Raw genomic sequence first — 17,847 nt, 5'->3', positions numbered from 1 at the left:
GCGGCAACGAGCCGCCACCGTTCGGTCTCAAGCGGTCTCCGACAACGGGCTCGGACCCCGCCAGGTTAAGAAATCGGCTAAAATGTCTTTCGGTCCGTTAACCGCTCCGCACTGGCGGAGGTGGCGAAACCGTAAATTATTCGTTGCGTAATCACGGGATTCCGGAAATTGCTAGTCGATACTTGATGGATTTTGCGTTCGGATTTGCCTTTTATTTATAACTAACGGCATCTTTCGGCCAAAAAACGCCCAGCTATTCCAATCCGCTCCCTTTACGCCGGTTTAACTATTCTGTTCTCGAATGCGCGCAATTGCCCTAACGGAACCCCGCTTCGGCGGCAAACAAGTAAAAATATGGAAGAGGAAAGCGCGATGTCAGGCACTCGGATTAACCAAGCGGATCATGGCGGCGATTCGACCGATCGTGATCGTCGACTGAACTTCATGCAGATCACCCCGGAGACCGGCACGCTGCTGGCCGAATTCTGGAAGCATGTCGAGCCGGCGTTGCCGTCGATCCTGGACGGTTTCTACGCCCATGTCTGCTCCGTGCCGAAACTTGCCCGAAAGGTCGGCACTGACGAGCCGCGGCTAAAGCTGGCGCAAACCGCCCATTGGGGGCGCCTGTTTTCCGGCCGGTTCGACCACGCCTATGTGGAAGGCGTACGCGTCATCGGCATGATCCACAACAAGATCGACCTGGAGCCGCGCTGGTATATCGGCGGCTACAACTTCGTGCTGGCCAAGCTATCCGCCCTCGCCGTGAAGACCTATCGGCGGAACCCGGCAAGGCTCGAGGCCGTCCTCACCGCACTGAACGCGGCGGTGATGCTCGACATGGACTTCGCCATCTCCATCTATCAGGAAGCAATGATAGAGGAGCGCGGCGCCAGGCAGCGCAAGCTGGACGCTGCCATCTCGGATTTCGATCAGACCATGCACGGTGTCATCGCAACCGTCCGCGGCGCGGCCGACCAGATGCAGTCGACCGCCTCGACACTGGCGAGCGGGGCCAGCCAGACCAATACCCAGGCCGCCGCGGTCGCCACCGCAGCCGAGGAAGCGACGAGCAACGTGCAGACCGTCGCCGCCGCATCCGAGGAGCTCGCCACCTCCATCGCCGAGATCGCCCGCCAGGTATCCCAGTCGACCGAGACCGCGGGTCAGGCCGTTTCGGAATCCGAGCTCGCCGCCCGGCAGATCGGGGACCTGATCCAGGCCGCGGAAAAGATCGGCAACGTCGTCAACCTCATCAACGACATCGCCGCGCAGACCAACCTCCTGGCCCTGAACGCCACGATCGAGGCCGCCCGCGCCGGCGAGGCCGGACGCGGGTTCGCCGTGGTCGCTGCAGAGGTAAAGACGCTCGCCGGCCAGACTGCCAGCGCCACCGGCGAGATCACCGGACAGATCGCCGGCATTCAGGACGCCACCAGGGCCGCTGAAGCGGCGATCGGCAAGATCCGCTCGACGATTACCAACGTGAACGAGATCGCCACCACGATCGCCTCCGCAGTCGAGGAACAGGGAATGGCGACCCAGGAGATCGCCCGCAACGTGCAGGAAGCCGCAAGCGGCACGGGCGAGGTCTCGGCGAATATCGGCGGTGTCTCGCAGGCCGCCGAGGAAACCGGAAACGGCGCCCAGATGGTCCTCGAGGCGGTCCGGGATCTGACCGCGCAAGCGGACTCCCTGCAGACCGAGGTCGACAAGTTCTTCTCAACCGTACGGGCCGCCTGATCGGCGGCCCGTCTCGGGCATTTCTCAGATGTCGAACTTCACGCCCTGTGCCAGCGGCAGCTCGCGCGAATAGTTGATCGTATTCGTCTGCCGGCGCATGTAGCCCCTCCACGCGTCGGCCCCGGATTCCCGGCCGCCGCCGGTCTCCTTCTCGCCGCCGAAGGCACCGCCGATCTCGGCGCCGGACGGGCCGATATTGACGTTGGCTATGCCGCAATCCGATCCGAGCGCCGACACGAATGTCTCGGCCTCGCGGACGTCATTGGTGAAGATGCACGACGACAGGCCCTGCGGCACGTCGTTCTGCATGGCGATCGCCTCGTCCAGAGCATCGTAGGTCATGACGTAGAGGATCGGCGCGAAGGTCTCCTCGCGCACCACGTCCGTCTGGCCCGGCATCTCGACGATGGCCGGGCGAACATAGGCACCGCCGGCCACCGCGTCGTTCACCGGCTCGCCGCCATGCACCGTGCCGCCGCTCTTGGCCGCGCGGGCAATCGCGTTCTGCATGCGGTCGCGCGCGGCCTGGTCGATCAACGGGCCCACCAGCGTTCCCGCATCGAGCGGATTGCCGATCGGCGCCGTGGCATAGGCCTTCACGAGCCGCCCGACCAGCTCGTCCTTGATGCTCTCGTGCGCGATCACGCGGCGCAGCGACGTGCAGCGCTGGCCGCAGGTGCCGATCGCCGAGAAGGTGATGGCACGCACGGCGAGATCGAGGTCCGCGGTCGGGCCGACGATCATCGCGTTGTTGCCGCCGAGCTCCAGGATCAGCTTGCCGAAACGGCCGGCGACCTTCGGCGCCACCGCCTTGCCCATGCGCGTGGAGCCGGTTGCCGAGATGAGCGCCACATCCGGCGACGTCACCAGCGCCTCGCCGACCTCAGCGCCGCCGATCACGACCTGATGCAGGGCCTTCGGCGCATCGCCGAAACGCGCCATCGCCTTCTGCAGGATCTTCTGGCAGGCCAGGGCCGTGAGCGGGGTCTTCTCCGACGGTTTCCAGATCACCGCGTCGCCGCAGACGAGCGCCAACGCCGTGTTCCACGACCATACGGCGACGGGGAAGTTGAAGGCAGAGATGACGCCGGCGACCCCGAGCGGATGCCAGGTTTCCATCATCCGGTGACCGGGACGCTCCGAGGCGATGGTGAGGCCGTAGAGCTGGCGCGACAGGCCGACGGCGAAGTCGCAGATATCGATCATCTCCTGGACCTCGCCGAGGCCCTCCGAAACGATCTTGCCCGCTTCCAGCGAGACGAGCGCGCCAAGCGCCTCCTTGGCCGCGCGCAATTCCTCGCCGAGCAGGCGCACGAGTTCGCCACGCACCGGCGGCGGCACGGTGCGCCAGGCGCGGAACGCCTCGTTGGCCGCGGCGATCACCTCCACCATCTGGTCGGGAGAGGTTTCGTGCACCTCGGCGATCAGCGCCCCGTCGATCGGGGTATGAACGGCGATCGTCCCGCCGGAGATGTCCGCCGGCCCCAGGCCATTGCGGGAAATGATGTCGGAATACTGGCTCACGATTACCTCCCTCGTCTTTATCGACGACGGCATAACCGATCGCGGCAGTCGGGGGAAGCGCGGCGAAACGACCGCTACAGCGTCTTGATCGTCTTCAGCGCCCCGTCGAGCATCTCGCCCTTCTCATCCTTGAGCGCGGCCTCGATCAGCCGGCGCAGCCAGTCGGCGCCGTCGTCGCGGCCGGTCAGGTCGGGCAAGGCCGACAGTACGCGGTCGAACTTGGAGATCCCGCGTTCGTGGGTGTCGCTGTAGCCTTTCATCAGACGGCGGCAGCGCAGCACCTCGACGCCGAGATCGTAGTTCGTGGCGACCGTCTCCTTGGCGAGATCGAGCCATTCCTCGATATGGGCCATTTCGGTCCCATGACGCAGCGACCGCCGCCGCATCCGGCGCAAGCCGCCGAGGAAGTAGAGCGTCAGGAAGCCGCGCATCGTGTCCGTGCGCACGCGCCGTCCCCTGTTGACGAAGTAGTCGAGCGTGGACCTGAGACGAGACCGATTCAGGATGAAACGGCCAACGCCGGCGGGCAAGGTGCCGGCAATCTCCTCGATGCGCGGATGCATGAACTCGGTGACCTGCATCACCTGAGCGTCGCGAACGCCCATCTCGGTCTCGACACGCTCGAAGCGCGTGGCCCGCGTCTTCAGGTCGGCGACGCGGATAACGTCGTCATAGGTCATGGCGTTGGCGAGATATTTCGCGGCCTCGACGGTGAACCGGAAGCTTTTCGGCGCCCCGCCATTGGCAGCGTCGAACCCGTAGATCCCCTTCATCCGGTCGAGATATTCCCGCCCGTAGTCGATATCCTGATAGTCGACGACCTTTTCGAGCCCCGCCCGCATCATGTCACGGGCGTCGCGCGGGAAATCGAGGTCCAGGCTTTCCATGAAGCCGGACCAGGTCTTCAGATCCTGCGCCGGACCGGCAATGGCGTCCCCGGACGCCGCTTTCGCCACCGGCGCCGGTTCCTTGCCGAAGTCCTTCGCCCCGTCGGCCCCCGTCTCGCGAACCGCATCGTAGCCGGCGCGGAACGCCTTCAGGCTCGCCTCGCCGCGCTTGCCGCCGTCGGCCGAGACGGTCTTCTCGAAACTCTCCTTCGGGAACGGCAGAACCTCGGAGCCGGCGAGCGCGCCGAACAGGCTCGCCGAGATCACGCTGCCGTTCGCGACCGCGACCCTGTCGAGATCGGTGCCGAGGAAGCGCTTCGAGGCGGCGCGGGCCGCTTCGATGACCGGCGCGGAATCGCCGATACCCGAGCCCGGCACGATCTTCTCCATCACCGCCAGCGTGCGATCGGTCGATGCGATCAGCGTCGTGCGATCCGGCGAGACGAAGCCGCGCTGCATCGCCCGGCCCGCCTCCATCAATTCCGCGGCAAGCACGATGTCGACGTCACCCGGCGAAGGCATCAGCGCCAGCACCGGCGTGCCCTCGCCTTCCCGGACCATCTCGACATAATAGATCGTCGCACCGGTGCGCTGGGCGACGCCGGGAACGGAGGTCGCCTGCGCATACCAGCCGTTGTCCTCGGCCACATGGACGATCCAGTCCGTGACCACGCCACCACCCTGCCCGCCGACCGCGAGCACGGCGATTTTGATGATCTCGTCTTTTTCCGAAACCGCTGCAGGCATTTGTCAGGCCACCTTGAATCCGAATGAGAGCCGGCCCGCATCGCGGCGACGCTGCAGCCGTTTCCTGAAATTGGCGCGCAGGCGGCCGATGAAGCGGTCCCACCGGCGCGGATTGTGAATGACGTCGGCGCGGTAGAAGGACGGGCAGAGAATGGCCGCATCGGCCACCTCGCCGCAGTTGCCGCAGGCGACACAGGACTGGTCGATCGAGGCCACCGGATCGTCGCGCAGGGGATCGTCCAGCCGCTTCACCGACAAGGACGGGCAACCTGACAGGCGCATGCAGGCGTGATCGCCCGTGCACACATCCTCGTCGACGCCGAAGCGCGGCTTGACCGACCGCTCGCCCCCGGCGATCGCCTTGGCCAGTTTCGGCCGCTCGCGGCGCTGCCGGTTCAGCATACATTCCGACGATGCGACGATGATCTTCGGGCCCTTCTCCGACGTCGTCAGCGCCTCGCGGAAGGTGTCGCGCATCTTGGTGACGTCATAGGTCCGATCGATGTGGCGCACCCAGGTGGCGCCGACACCCTTCACCGCATCGGTGATCGGATGCTTGGTCGATCGGGACCGGTTGAACGCCCGCGAAGACGGGATGTCCTGCCCGCCGGTCGCCGCCGAATAGTAGTTGTCGACGATCAGGATGACGCCGTCATGCTTGTTGAAGACGGCGTTGGTGACGCCGCTGCTGAGGCCGTTGTGCCAGAAGCCGCCGTCGCCCATCACCGCGATCGGCCGCTTCTTGGCCTCCACGTTGAAAGCCGAGGCGGACGCGGGTCCAAGGCCGTATCCCATCGTGCTCGAGCCGATGTCGAAGGGCGGCATGATCGAGAACAGGTGGCAGCCGATATCGGCGGCGACGTGATGCTCGCCGAGCTCCTCCTGAACCATCTTCATCGCCGCGAAGATCGGCCGTTCCGGGCACCCGGTGCAGAATCCCGGCGGGCGCGGTGGCACCGCCTTGGACAGATCGGGCACGAGCGGGGCCTCGGGCTCGTTGGGCGCGCGATCCTTGTCCCCGAGCAGGCTGCCGGCATGGTCGCGCAGGAACTCGCGGATCGAGCTCAGCATCACCGCGCCGGTATATTCTCCGGCCATCGGGAACGGGTCCTTGCCGCGCAGTTTCGTCTCGATGCCGGCCTTGTGCAGCATCGCCCCGAACGCCTGCTCGATATGGTTCGGCTGGCCCTCCTCGATGACGAGCACGGCGTCCTTGTCCTTGGCGAACGCCAGGAATTCCTCGTCGATCAGCGGATAGGTGACGTTGAGCACGTACAGCGGCACGTCGGTATTGCCGCGGATGTCGGCAAGGCCCAGCCGCTGCAGCGCGCGGATGACGCCGTTGTACATGCCGCCCTGCAGGACGATGCCGACATTGCCGCCCTTCTTGGCCTCCTTCGGCCCGAAGAACTCGTTCAGGCCGCGCTCGCGGATGAACTTCACCGCCGCCGGCCAGCGTTTGTCGATCTTTTCCTTCTCGTGCTGGAAGGAAGCGGGCGGCAGCACGATGCGGCTGAGGTCGCGCTGCGGATTCTCCAGCGCCTCGGCGAGCGCCATCTCGGGCTTGCGGTTATCGCGTGCCTGGAACCGGCCGTGCACATGGCAGGCGCGGATGCGCATCTCCAGCATCACCGGCGTGTTGGAGGCCTCCGACAGGTCGAAGCCCTCGCGCACCGACTTCACGATCATCTCGAGGTTCGGCCGGGGGTCGAGCAGCCATATCTGCGACTTCATCGCGAACGCATGGCTGCGCTCCTGCATGATGGAGGCGCCCTCGCCGTAGTCCTCGCCGACGATGATCAGGGCGCCGCCGGTGACCCCGCCGGACGCCAGATTGGCGAGCGCGTCGGAGGCGACATTGGTGCCGACCGTCGATTTGAAGGTGACGGCGCCGCGGATGGGATAGTGGACCGAGGCCGCCAGCGTCGCCGCGGCGGTCGCCTCCGACGCACTCGCCTCGAAATGCACGCCCAGCTCGGCGAGAATGTCCTGCGCGTCGGCCAGAACGTCCATCAGGTGCGAAATCGGCGCGCCCTGATACCCGCCCACATAGCCGACGCCGCACTCCAGCAGCGCCTTGGTGACGGCGAGAATGCCCTCGCCGCGGAACTCCTGGCCCTCGCCAATGCGCAACTGCTGAACTTCTTTTGCAAATGACCGCTCGGCCATGAGCTCTCCTCCTTGATTGTCGCTGCCGATTGCGCGCGGCTGCGCTCAGAAATCGTGCCGCCGTACGTTGCGCAGGACCCGCGTCAAAAGGCCGATCAGCGTCTCGTACTCGGCATCCGTAAACCCGGCGAACATGCGCTTCAGCGACGCGTACATGACGGGCCAGACCTCGCGGAATGACTCGCGTCCCTTCTCGGTCAGGTGCAGTTCACGCACGCGCGCGTCGCCGCGCCTGTTCTTGCGCCGAACCAGGCCATCGCGCTCCATGCCGTCGAGCGTGCGGCTCATGGTCGACTGCTCGGTGACGGCGAACACCGCCACCTCGTTGACCGTGCTGCCCGCCATCACGGTGAGGATGGCCAGCACGCGCATCTGCAGGGTCGTCAGACCGTGCTCCTTGATCTGCCCCTGCAGATCGATGTTCCAGCGCGCCGATATCCGGTTGATCAGATAGGGCGCGAAGTGGTCGAGGCCGATCTCGCCGATCGAAGGGACCCGGTCGAACCGTTCGGTCGGCTGGGTCTCCACGGGGAAATCCATGGGCTTCGTTTCCATCGTCGCCCTCAGCCGAGACGTTCGGCCAGCGCAAAGCCCGAGCCGCCGCCGAGACCCGGCCCCGGATGCGTGGACGCGCCGATCTGGTAGAGCCCCGCGATTGGCGTCTTGTGGTTCACCGTGTCGGCGAACGGCCGCCAGATGAAGAACTGGTCGATCGCGCAGGAGCCGCCATACGGATCGCCGCCGACGAGGTTCATGTTCATCGCTTCGAGGTCGGCCGGCGAGTAGCATGTTCGCGCGACGACGTTCTCCTCGAACCCGTCGATGTGGGTCTTCAGGATCGCCTCGACCCGGTCGGCATAGGCCTCGCGCACGGCCTCACTCCAACCGCCGTCGGCCGGAACCTCGATCTGGCCCGCCGCATCTCCCTTGATGTGGCGCGGGGCCTCGGGAAGCTGGATCCAGATGATCCCCGCCCCGTCCGGGCAACGCGAGGGATCGAGCGCATGCGGCTGCCCGACGCAGATCGTCGGCACTTCCGGCAACATACCGCGCTCACATTCGTTGACCGCCTTCGACACGCCGTCCAGGCCCGGCGTCAGATGGATGAGCGCGACCTGGTCCAGGCCCTGGCTCTTCCATTTCGGCGGGCTCTTGAGGGCGTAGTGCATCTGCATGTCGCCCTTGCCGTAGCGATAGTCGTCCGCATGGCTCTTGGCGGCGGGATCGATGGCCGCGCTCGGGATAAGTCGGCCGTAGAGCTGTGTCGGTGTCACCGAGCAGATGACGCCCTGCCTGGCCTCGATCGTCTCGCCACTGGCAAGCTTCACGCCGCTCGCGCGCCCACCGGTGACGAGGATTTCGGCGACGTCGGCGCCGGTGCGCACCTCTCCCTGCCGCTCCCTGATCAATCCCTCGAATGCCTTCACCGCGTTCGCCGCCCCGCCCTTGGCGATCGGCGCGCCGGCGGCTTCCAGCGCGAAGGCGACGACCCGGGCCATCTCGCCGGAAAAGGCGCTTTCCGGCCCCAGGCCCGCATGCAGCACCCACGGCGCCAGCATGTCTCTGAGCAGATCGGACTTGAACCGCGTCTCCAGCCAGCCGCGGCCGGGGCGAAGTCCTTCGCCGAGTCGCGCCGCCAGCCCGCGAAGTCCGCGCCGCCGCATCTCGCGGAACAGGAGCTTGAACGTACCCCACGACCACAGCGCCCCGCCGAGCAGACCGAACACCAGCGCGGCGTCGCGCTCGACGGCTTCCACCTCGGCGCGGTAGCGGTCGCCGTCGCCGGGGCTGAGGTCGTTGAACCGGGCGACGTTCGCCGCCCGATCCGTGGTCAGTACCAGACTGCGCCCGTCCGGGGTGACTACCCCGGTCGGGTGAGGCGTATGGGCGAAGTCGAGCCCGTGTCGGGCAAGGTCGGCTCCGAGCTTGCCGAACGCCGGCGACGTGATGAAAAGCACGAAGGTCGCCGCCATCATGTCGTGGGTATAGCCGGGCGCGGTGATCTCGCCCGACTTGATGCAGCCGCCGGCCACATCCTCGCGTTCCAGGACAAGGACTGTCTTGCCGCGCTGACCGAGCAGCGCGGCACAGACGAGGCCGTTAATCCCCGACCCGACGACGATATAGTCCGGTGCGACGGCCATCTTGCCGCTCCCGCTTCCGCGAACTCAGCCCTTCGGGACGAGCGCCAGCGCCCGGATCGGGCTGCCCGTGCCGCCGACGAACTTCAGCGGCGCCGCAATCAGGACGGCCCCCTTCGGCGGCAGCTTGTCGAGGTGGGCAAGGCTGGCGAGCCCGTAGCGGTTGTTCTTGTGCAGCAGGTTGTGCGCCGGATAGGGCGGCTCGAACCCGCCGGCCGCGCCGGCATCGGTGCCGACCGTCTCGGTGCCCCAGCCGACGATGCCCTTCGAAATGATGTACTCGACGCAGTCGACCGACGGACCGGGCGAATGCGGGCCGTTCTCGTCGGCGTTGAGGAACTCGGCCCGGCTGCGGTTGCGCGGCCACCAGTCGGTGCGCATCAGCACCCAGCTGCCCGCCTCGATCTCGCCGTGCTCGGCTTCCCATTCCTTGACCATGTCGGCGGTCAGCAGAAAGTCCACGTTCTCGGCCGTCTGCTTGGAGCAGTCGATGACATTCACCGGGGCGACGAAATTCTTCACCGGGATGGTGTCGGTCTTGCCGTCTGCGTGGTCCTTGCCGGTGACCCAGTGGATCGGGGCGTCGAAATGCGTGCCCGAATGCTCGCCCAGCTCGTACCAGCTCCACGCCCAGAACGGGCCGGCGTCGTCGTAGTGCGAGATCTCGTGCACCTTCACCTGCGGCGTCTGCTGGAAAATGTCCGGCAGCTGGATCAGCGGCGTATCGGGACCGAGCGGCACGGCGAGGTCGACGACGTCGACGTCGCCGGACACGAGCATGGAACCCAGTTTGGCGAGTGTGTCGGTAGATGACATGATTGCAAATCCTCCCGGGGTCTGCGCCCCATTTGCGCCTGGTTTACAGTCTCGCGGGGCCGCGCCCCGCTCGATATGTCGTGGCCAGATTAGTCCGGAATTATGCATTTGCAAATGTCTAACGTTGAAATAAACTCCTCCACAACAGATGGCGACCGACACGAACGCCACGAACAAGAGCGAAATCGCCGGCCAGAGGGAGTTGAAAAGGCGCATGGAATTCGACGCCGTATTCATCGGCGCGGGCCATAACGCGCTCGCCGCCGCCATACACCTGGCGACCCGCGGATGGTCCGTCGGCATATTCGAGAAAGGCGACAGGGCGGGCGGCGCGATTCGCACCGACGAGGCTACCCTTCCCGGCTTCCGGCACGACCTGTACGCCACCAATCTCGGGCTGTTCGCCGGGTCAGCATTTCACGGCCACTACGGGGAACAACTGGCAAAGCACGGCCTCGCCTACGCCCCGGCTGAGCATTGTTTCGCGAGCCCGACACCGTCGGGCACCTGGTTCGGCGTCTCCAAGGATCTGGAACAGACGGTCGCGCGCGCCGAACGGCTGTCGAAGACGGATGCGGCGCGCTGGCGCGCCATGTTCGCCGAGTTCGGTGGCGACGCACCACACCTGTTTTCCCTGCTCGGTTCACCAATGACGGCATCTTCCCTGCTCAAGACGGGCTGGAAGGCGTGGCGCGGCAAAGGCCTGGGCTGGATGCTGGACACCGCCAAGATGCTCAGCTCCTCGCCGCGCGAATTCCTGGAAGCGAACTTCGAATCCGAGGAAATCCGTGCCGCGATGGCCGCATGGGGCATGCATCTCGACTTCGGCCCGGACGTGGCCGGCGGCGCACTCTTCCCCTATCTGGAAAGCATGGCCGACCAGAGCTTTGGCATGGTCATCGGCCAGGGCGGCGCCGACACCATGATCAAGGCGATGGTCTCGCTGCTGGAATCGCTCGGCGGCACCGTCCGGACCGACGCCGAAGTCACTGAAATAAAGAAAACTTCCGGCCGCGCCGACGCGATCGTTCTCGCCGACGGCGAGGTCATCCGCGCCCGCAAGGCAATCGTTGCCGGCGTCATGCCTCGGGCGCTCGTCGGGACGCTCCTCGACGGCGGCACGGGCAATGCGGCATTCGATGCATCCGCACGCAAATTCCGCCACGGCCCCGGAACCATGATGGTGCATCTTGCCATGTCCGATCTTCCGGACTGGTCGGCGAGCGAGGAACTGCGGCGGTTTCTCTACATCCATCTGGCCCCCGACCTGGACATGATGGGACGGGCCTATTCCGCTGCTCTTGCCGGCGATCTGCCGGCCGAACCGCTGCTCGTTGTCGGACAGCAGACGGCCATCGACCCCAGCCGCGCACCGGAGGGAAAGCATACCCTCTGGGTGCAGGTGCGCGCCCTGCCCGCGGAAATTCGCGGCGACGCGGGGGGCACCATCACGGATCGGGACTGGAGCGCCGTCGCCGAGCCCTATGCCGACCGCGTCATCGACATCATCGAACGTTACGCGCCCTGCACCAAGGGCAAGATCCTTGGCCGCCATGTCGAAACGCCGGCCGATCTCGAGCGCCGCAACCCCAACCTCGTCGGCGGCGACAGCGGCGGCGGCAGCCACCATCTGAGCCAGAACTTCGTGTTCAGACCGGTTCCCGGCTGGGCGAAGTACCGGACGCCGGTCGACAATCTCTACATGGTCGGCGCCGCCACATGGCCCGGCGGGGGTGCCGGTGCGGGATCCGGATTTATGCTTGCGAAAATGCTCGGCGGCGGCTGAGAATTGGGATAGGTAGCCGCTTGACCTATGCACTTGCATATCTCTAATCTTGAAACAATTGGGGAACAGTAACCGTCACCGGACTCCGGGACAAAGATGCGGAATTCAAGGGGCGGCCAGCGCCGCGCCGACAAGGGAGAGAGGAATGCCGCTTACAAGACGTGATCTGATGAAACGCGGCGCCGCCGGCGCCGCCTTGCTGTCCACCGCGCCATATCTGTCGCGCGCGCTCGCACAGACGAGCGACCTGACGATCGCCTTCAACGTCAACCTGCCGTCCTTCGACCCGACCGTCGGCCCGTCGGCGGTGAACCCGACGATCCAGGGCATCTACCAGTCGATCTTCGACATGTATATCGGCCAAAAGCCCGACCTGTCCTTCCAGCCGGGCATCCTGACCGACTGGGGCTGGAACGACGACCGCACCAAGATCAACATGACCGTGCGTTCGGACGCCACCTGGCACGACGGCTCGCCGGTCACGCCGGAGGACGTCGTGTGGTCGCTGGAGCGGGCCGGCAATCCCGAGACCGGCAACCCGATCCAGTTCGTCTGGAGCAAGATCGGCGGCTTCTCGATCGACGGCAACGTCGTAACCGCCGACGTCAAGGAGTTCGAGCCGACCCTGTTCAAGTGGATGGCGTTCCTGACCGGCTACGTCATGCCCAAGGCCTATTACGAGAAGGTCGGCGCGGACGGTTTCGAGGAGAAGCCGGTCGGCTCGGGCCCCTACATGATCGAGCGATTCGAGCGCAACGCCTACCTCGCCCTGAAGGCCCACGAAGGCTACTGGGGCGGGCCGGCGGCGTTCAAGTCGGTGATCATCAAGTTCGTGCCCGACGCCTCCAGCCGTGTCGCCGAAATCGATTCCGGCAAGAGCCAGGTCGTCTTCGACATCACCTATGACGAGTTCGACCGCCTGAAGGCGAAACCGGGGCTGACGGGCGTCACCACCCCGACCTCCGACATCGCGATGATCTTCATCAACGACGTCGAGCCGATGACCGACAGGAACGTCCGCCTCGCGGCGAGCTACGCCATCGACAAGCAGCTACTGATCGACCGCCTGCTGAACGGCTACGGCGTGAGGATAGACACCCTGCAGACGCCGGAATACGCCGCTTTCGATCCCACGACGACGGTGCCGTACGATCCCGAGAAGGCCAAGGAACTGCTCAAGGCGAGCGGCTACTCGACCGACAACCCGGTCAAGTTCAAGATCCAGACCACGCGCGGCTTCAAGCCGAAGGACTACGAGATGATCCAGGCGATCGTCGGCATGTGGCGCAAGGTCGGCATCGAGGCCGAGATCGAGGTCTACGAGATCGCCAAGCACTACGAGCTGCGCGCCGCCGACACCCTCGCCCCGGCCGCCTTCTACAACTGGGGCAACGCGATCGGCGATCCGGCCACCTCGACCGGCTTCGCCATGTTCGGCCCCTCGCCCCACTCGGTCTGGGACGGCCAGGAGATGATCGACATGATCGGCCCGCTCTGGGGCGAGCCCGACGAGGAGAAGCGGATCGCCGGCTACAGGCTGGTCGACAAGAAGATCGCCGAGGAAGGTCTGGCCATTCCGCTTCTGCAGTACGTCCAGCCGATCGTCTTCTCCGACAAGCTGTCGGTCACGCCCAACGTGTCCGGCGCCGTGCTGCCCTATCTGATGAAGCCGGCCGGCTGACCGGGTAGGATTGCGAGGGCGGACATGGAGCACTGCGACGCCGCATGACCGCCCTCCGCGCCATACTGACGCGAGCTTTGATGACGGCGATCACCCTGTTCGGGGTCGCTGTCATCGTCTTCGTCGTCATCCGCGTCGCCCCCGGCGATCCCATCGCCATGATGCTGCCGCCCGGCGCCAGCGATGAGGACATTGCCCGGCTCAGAGCGCTCTACGGTCTCGACAAATCCATCGTCGAGCAGTTCTTCATCTGGCTCGGCAACGTGCTGCACGGCGACTTCGGCACGTCGATCTCGATCCGCCAGCCCGTCGCCAGGATCGTTCTGAACCGCCTTCCCGCGACGCTGGAGCTGAGCTTCCTGGCGATGACGTTCGCCATCGTGTTCGGCGGCTTCCTGGCATTCACCGCCACCCGGTATCGCGAAAGCCCGCTCGAGACGGGGATCGACCTCATCAACGGCATAGCCCTGTCGGTGCCGGATTTCCTGTGGGGCCTGGCGCTGATCCTGCTGCTTGGCGTAGCCTGGCCGGTCTTCGAGATCTCCGGCCGCGTGTCGCCCTCGCTCGACCTGCCCTTCGCCACCCAGTTCTATCTGATCGAGAGCATCGTCCGGCTGCGGCTCGACATCACGCTCGACCTCATCGATCACATGTTCATGCCGGCCCTCGCGCTGGCGCTGCCGCTGGCGGCCGTCATCGCCCAGCTTCTCAAGGTCTCGCTCAAGGAGACCATGAACCAGGACTACGTGATGCTGGCGCGCACGAAGGGCTTCACCGAGGGCCACGTCATCACCCACGAGGCGTTCCGCAACGCGCTGCTGCCGACGCTGACGCTGACCGGCGTCCAGCTCACCTTCCTGATCGGCGGCACCGTCATCATCGAGCGCCTGTTCTCCTACGAAGGGCTCGGCAATCTCGCCATCGACGCGGTCATCAACCGCGACCTGCCGCTGATCCAGGGCATCGTGCTGCTGTTCGCCGTCATCTTCGTCGGTATCAATCTCGCGGTGGACCTGCTCTACACCCTGCTCAATCCGAGGCTGCGTCATGGCTGAGGCGGCGATCCGGCATCGCAGGCCCCTGTCGTGGCGGCTGATCCTGTCGGGCGGCTGGCTCGCGATCGTCATCATCTGCGCTGTCTTCGCGCCGCTGATCGCCCCGCACGATCCGCTCGCCCAGGACCTGTTGCTGGAACGGCTGCCGCCGATCTGGGTCTCGGGTTCGGAGCCCGGCTTTATCCTCGGCACGGACGGCCTCGGCCGCGACGTGCTCTCGCGCATCATCTACGGCGCACGCATCGCGCTGACCGTCGCCTTCGTCGCCGCCACGGCGGCCTGCGTGTTCGGCTCGTTCATGGGCCTGATCGCCGGCTACTACCGCGGCTGGGTCGACCAGGTCGTCTCGCGTATCGTCGACATCTGGATGTCCTTTCCGCCGGTCCTGTTCTCGATCCTGCTGGTCGCGGTGCTCGGCACCGGCCTCCATTCGGTGATCATCGCGATCGCCGTCATCGACTGGATCCGCTTCTGCCGCGTCGTGCGCGCCGAGACCCTGGTGCAGACGCGCATGGACTATATCGACAGCGCCCGGGCGGCCGGCTTCTCGCGCCTTTCCATCCTGGTGCGCGAGGTGTTCCCGAACGTGCTGCCGACCATCGTCGCGCTCCTGTCGCTGGAGATGGGCATCGCCGTCATCGTCGAGGCGATCCTGTCCTTCGTGAACCTGTCGATCTCGACCGACGACCCGACCTGGGGCGGCATGATCGCGGAAGGCCGCACCATCATCCATTTCGCCTGGTGGGTGCTGGTCTTCCCGCTGATCGCCCTGTTCCTCACCGTCCTTGCCTTCTCCCAGTTCGGCGAAGGCCTCAAGGACCGCTTCGATCCGGTGCTGCGATGAACCCAGCAACGGACGGGAACGCCTATCTCGACATCGACGATCTGAGCATCGTCCTGAAGCATCTGCCGTCACAGCGGCTGCTGCGATCCGTCGGATTGCACGTCAAGCCGGGCGAGGTGCGCGGCCTGGTCGGCGAGAGCGGCGCCGGCAAGTCGATGATCGGCAAGACGATCTTCGACATCCTTCCGCGCGCCGTCGAAATCGTCGAAGGCAAGGTGACGCTCGGCGGCGAGGACCTGCTCGCGCTGCCGGAATCCGCGCGGCGCAGGGTGATCGCCCGCACCTCGGCGCTGATCCCGCAGGATCCGCTGACCGCGCTCAATCCGGTGCGCCGCATCGAAAGCCAGATCACCGACCGGCTGACCAAGATCCTGGGGTTCTCGAAAGCCGATGCCCGCGAGCGCGCCCGCACACTGCTCGACGAGGTGCATATCCGCGACCCCGAACGGGTGCTGAAGGCTTATCCGCACCAGCTCTCGGGCGGCATGCGCCAGCGCGTGCTGATCGCCGCCGCATTCGCTGCCGAACCCAAGCTGATCGTCGCCGACGAGCCGACGACCGCCCTCGACGTGACGGTGCAGAAGCAGATCCTGCGGCTGATCGCCGAGATGCAGGCCCGCCACCAGACCGCGCTCCTGTTCGTCACCCACGATCTCGGCGTCGTCGCCAAGATCTGCCAGAACGTCACGGTGCTCTACGGCGGCATGGTGGTTGAAGATACCGACGTAAAGGCCCTGTTCGCCAACCCACGGCACGCCTACACCAGGGCACTCATCGCCGCGACCCCACGCTACGACTGTCCCGAAGAGTCGCTGGTGCCGGTGCCCGTCGCCGTGATCGAGGCGACACGCGCCGAGATCGCCGCCGCGGATACGGCCTGGAGGGCGGGCCGATGACGGCGCTGTTCGAGGTGGAAGGCGTCAAGATCGCCCTCCCCGACCCGAACCGGAAGACGCTGCTGGGCCAGATGCCGATGGTCGAGATCCTGCACGGCATCGATCTGACGATAGAGGAAGGCACGGTGGTCGGCCTCGTCGGCGAATCCGGCTCCGGCAAGTCGACGCTCGGGCGCGCACTGGTGCGCCTGCTCGAACCCGTCGCCGGTTCGATCCGTTTCGCCGGGACAGACATCACCCATCTCGACGACGCGGCGCTGCGCCCCTACCGGCGCGACCTGCAGGTGATCTTCCAGGATCCTCTGTCGGCGCTCAATCCGCGCCTGACGATCGGCACCATCATCGGCCGGCCGCTGATGCTGCACGGCCTCGCCAAGGGCCGTCGCGAGGCGCGGAGATTGGCCGAGGAAGCGCTCGATCACGTCGGCCTGCCGACGGCCTTCGCCACACGCTACCCGCATGAACTTTCGGGCGGCCAGCGCCAGCGCGTCGGCATCGCCCGCGCAATCGCGACCAAGCCGCGCTTCGTCCTGGCCGATGAGATCGTCTCGGGCCTCGACGTGTCCAGCCAGGCCCAGATCCTGACCCTGCTGGCCCAGCTCAAGGCCGAGATGAAGCTGACCATCGTCTTCATCAGCCACGACCTTTCGGTCGTCCGCCGTCTCTGCGACCGCGTGGTGGTGCTGCGCCATGGCGAGGTGCTTGAAAACCGTCCGACCGGCCCGCTGTTCGAGCACCCCGAGCATCCCTACACGGCGGAACTGAAAGCCGCGATCCCGCTGCCCGAGGTCGACGGCGACTGGCTCGGCGCCTGACGGGACGGCGTGTCCCATGCATTTCCCGCTCACTGGCGCGAAATCGCCAGGTTGATCCCGAAAGCGATAAGAACGCCGCCGCCGACGCGCTCCGCCCAACGCCGTGCGTGTCCGACTTCGGTCAGACACCTGGTCACGGTATCCGACAGCACGATGCAAACCGCGTCGGTCAGCGAAAACAGGACGTTGACCACCGCCCCCAGGGCGACGATCTGCGCCCAGAGGGGAAGCGACGCCGAACCATCCGTGAACTGCGGCAGAAAGGCCAGATAGAACAGCGCGGTCTTCGGATTCAGGACTTCCACCAGGATACTGTCCCGAAACGCCTTTCGCGCCGCCGGGAGCGCCTCTGCGACCGGTCGGGCCGAATGCTGTCCGGCACCTCTGAAATACCGGATGCCGATCCAGATCAGGTACGCCGCTCCCGCAAGCTTCACCGCCAGATAAAGCGCCGGAACAGTCTTCAGCACGATTGCCAGCCCGAAGGCCGCCGCCAGGATGTGAACGTAGCCGCCGATATGGAACCCAAGCGCCGAAAGCCAGCCCGCGCGACGACCTCCAGCGACCGTTTGAGCAGCGGCATAGAACATGCCCGGACCGGGCACGCAGGCAAAAACCGCCGATGCGACGAAGAAGGGCAAGAGCAACTCAAGCGAAGGCATCACGATCGTCCTGTAGGCCCTCCGACCTGTAGGCCCTCCGACGATCGTACGCCGGGCCTTCAAGGCCCAACAGCCGCTGCCCGG

General features: G+C 65.9%; 14 protein-coding genes. 7 read left to right on the top strand and 7 right to left on the bottom strand.

From position 1 onward, the window contains the following. Positions 1-354: 354 nt before the first annotated feature. A complete protein-coding gene (locus MUB46_RS12960; protein ID WP_315902737.1) occupies positions 355-1,740 on the top strand; it encodes a protoglobin domain-containing protein in 1,386 nt (461 codons plus the stop codon). Positions 1,741-1,764: 24 nt separating this feature from the next. Here MUB46_RS12960 and amaB read toward each other — a convergent pair whose 3' ends face one another. The 6 genes from amaB to MUB46_RS12930 are packed head-to-tail and all read right to left on the bottom strand — an operon-like array spanning position 1,765 to position 10,024. Continuing rightward, complete coding sequence (gene amaB / locus MUB46_RS12955; RefSeq protein WP_261616339.1) at positions 1,765-3,297, bottom strand: L-piperidine-6-carboxylate dehydrogenase; 1,533 nt, start codon at positions 3,295-3,297, stop codon at positions 1,765-1,767. A gap of 41 nt (positions 3,298-3,338) precedes the next feature. After that, the gene (locus tag MUB46_RS12950; RefSeq protein ID WP_261616338.1) at positions 3,339-4,898 is read right to left on the bottom strand and encodes an indolepyruvate oxidoreductase subunit beta family protein; all 1,560 of its coding nucleotides are present in this window, start codon (positions 4,896-4,898) and stop codon (positions 3,339-3,341) included. 3 nt (positions 4,899-4,901) lie between these two features. Next, positions 4,902-7,067 carry a thiamine pyrophosphate-dependent enzyme gene (locus MUB46_RS12945; protein ID WP_261616337.1) on the bottom strand — a complete coding sequence of 722 codons (2,166 nt, stop codon included), beginning with the start codon at positions 7,065-7,067 and terminating at the stop codon, positions 4,902-4,904. A gap of 45 nt (positions 7,068-7,112) precedes the next feature. After that, positions 7,113-7,622, bottom strand: a complete 510-nt coding sequence (locus tag MUB46_RS12940) for a MarR family winged helix-turn-helix transcriptional regulator (protein WP_261616336.1) — start codon at positions 7,620-7,622, stop codon at positions 7,113-7,115. Positions 7,623-7,630: 8 nt separating this feature from the next. Continuing rightward, the gene (locus tag MUB46_RS12935) at positions 7,631-9,211 is read right to left on the bottom strand and encodes a phytoene desaturase family protein (RefSeq protein ID WP_261616335.1); all 1,581 of its coding nucleotides are present in this window, start codon (positions 9,209-9,211) and stop codon (positions 7,631-7,633) included. 24 nt (positions 9,212-9,235) lie between these two features. Then, the gene (locus MUB46_RS12930; RefSeq protein WP_261616334.1) at positions 9,236-10,024 is read right to left on the bottom strand and encodes a cyclase family protein; all 789 of its coding nucleotides are present in this window, start codon (positions 10,022-10,024) and stop codon (positions 9,236-9,238) included. A 214-nt stretch (positions 10,025-10,238) separates the two neighbouring features. On the opposite strand from MUB46_RS12930, the gene MUB46_RS12925 reads away from it, so the two are divergent. From MUB46_RS12925 to MUB46_RS12900, 6 genes are all read left to right on the top strand, one after another. Continuing rightward, entirely contained in the window at positions 10,239-11,810 is a 1,572-nt protein-coding gene (locus MUB46_RS12925; RefSeq protein ID WP_261616333.1) for a phytoene desaturase family protein, read from the top strand. A gap of 145 nt (positions 11,811-11,955) precedes the next feature. After that, a complete protein-coding gene (locus MUB46_RS12920; RefSeq protein WP_261616332.1) occupies positions 11,956-13,491 on the top strand; it encodes an ABC transporter substrate-binding protein in 1,536 nt (511 codons plus the stop codon). A gap of 80 nt (positions 13,492-13,571) precedes the next feature. Then, a complete protein-coding gene (locus MUB46_RS12915) occupies positions 13,572-14,546 on the top strand; it encodes an ABC transporter permease (protein WP_425256259.1) in 975 nt (324 codons plus the stop codon). After that, positions 14,539-15,390, top strand: a complete 852-nt coding sequence (locus tag MUB46_RS12910; protein WP_261616330.1) for an ABC transporter permease — start codon at positions 14,539-14,541, stop codon at positions 15,388-15,390. The genes MUB46_RS12915 and MUB46_RS12910 overlap by 8 nt, the downstream gene beginning before the upstream one ends. Beyond that, positions 15,387-16,286 carry an ABC transporter ATP-binding protein gene (locus tag MUB46_RS12905; protein WP_261616329.1) on the top strand — a complete coding sequence of 300 codons (900 nt, stop codon included), beginning with the start codon at positions 15,387-15,389 and terminating at the stop codon, positions 16,284-16,286. Before MUB46_RS12910 ends, MUB46_RS12905 begins: the two co-directional genes overlap by 4 nt. After that, on the top strand, positions 16,283-17,101 hold the full coding sequence (locus MUB46_RS12900; RefSeq protein ID WP_261616328.1) for an ATP-binding cassette domain-containing protein: 819 nt from the start codon (positions 16,283-16,285) through the stop codon (positions 17,099-17,101). Before MUB46_RS12905 ends, MUB46_RS12900 begins: the two co-directional genes overlap by 4 nt. Before the next feature lie 29 nt (positions 17,102-17,130). Here MUB46_RS12900 and MUB46_RS12895 read toward each other — a convergent pair whose 3' ends face one another. Continuing rightward, positions 17,131-17,763, bottom strand: a complete 633-nt coding sequence (locus tag MUB46_RS12895) for a LysE family translocator (RefSeq protein ID WP_261616327.1) — start codon at positions 17,761-17,763, stop codon at positions 17,131-17,133. Positions 17,764-17,847 lie beyond the last annotated feature (84 nt).

The organism is Microbaculum marinisediminis, assembly GCF_025397915.1.
Taxonomy (GTDB): Bacteria; Pseudomonadota; Alphaproteobacteria; order Rhizobiales; family Tepidamorphaceae; genus Microbaculum; species Microbaculum marinisediminis.
This window is presented reverse-complemented; position numbering and strand designations above follow the sequence as displayed.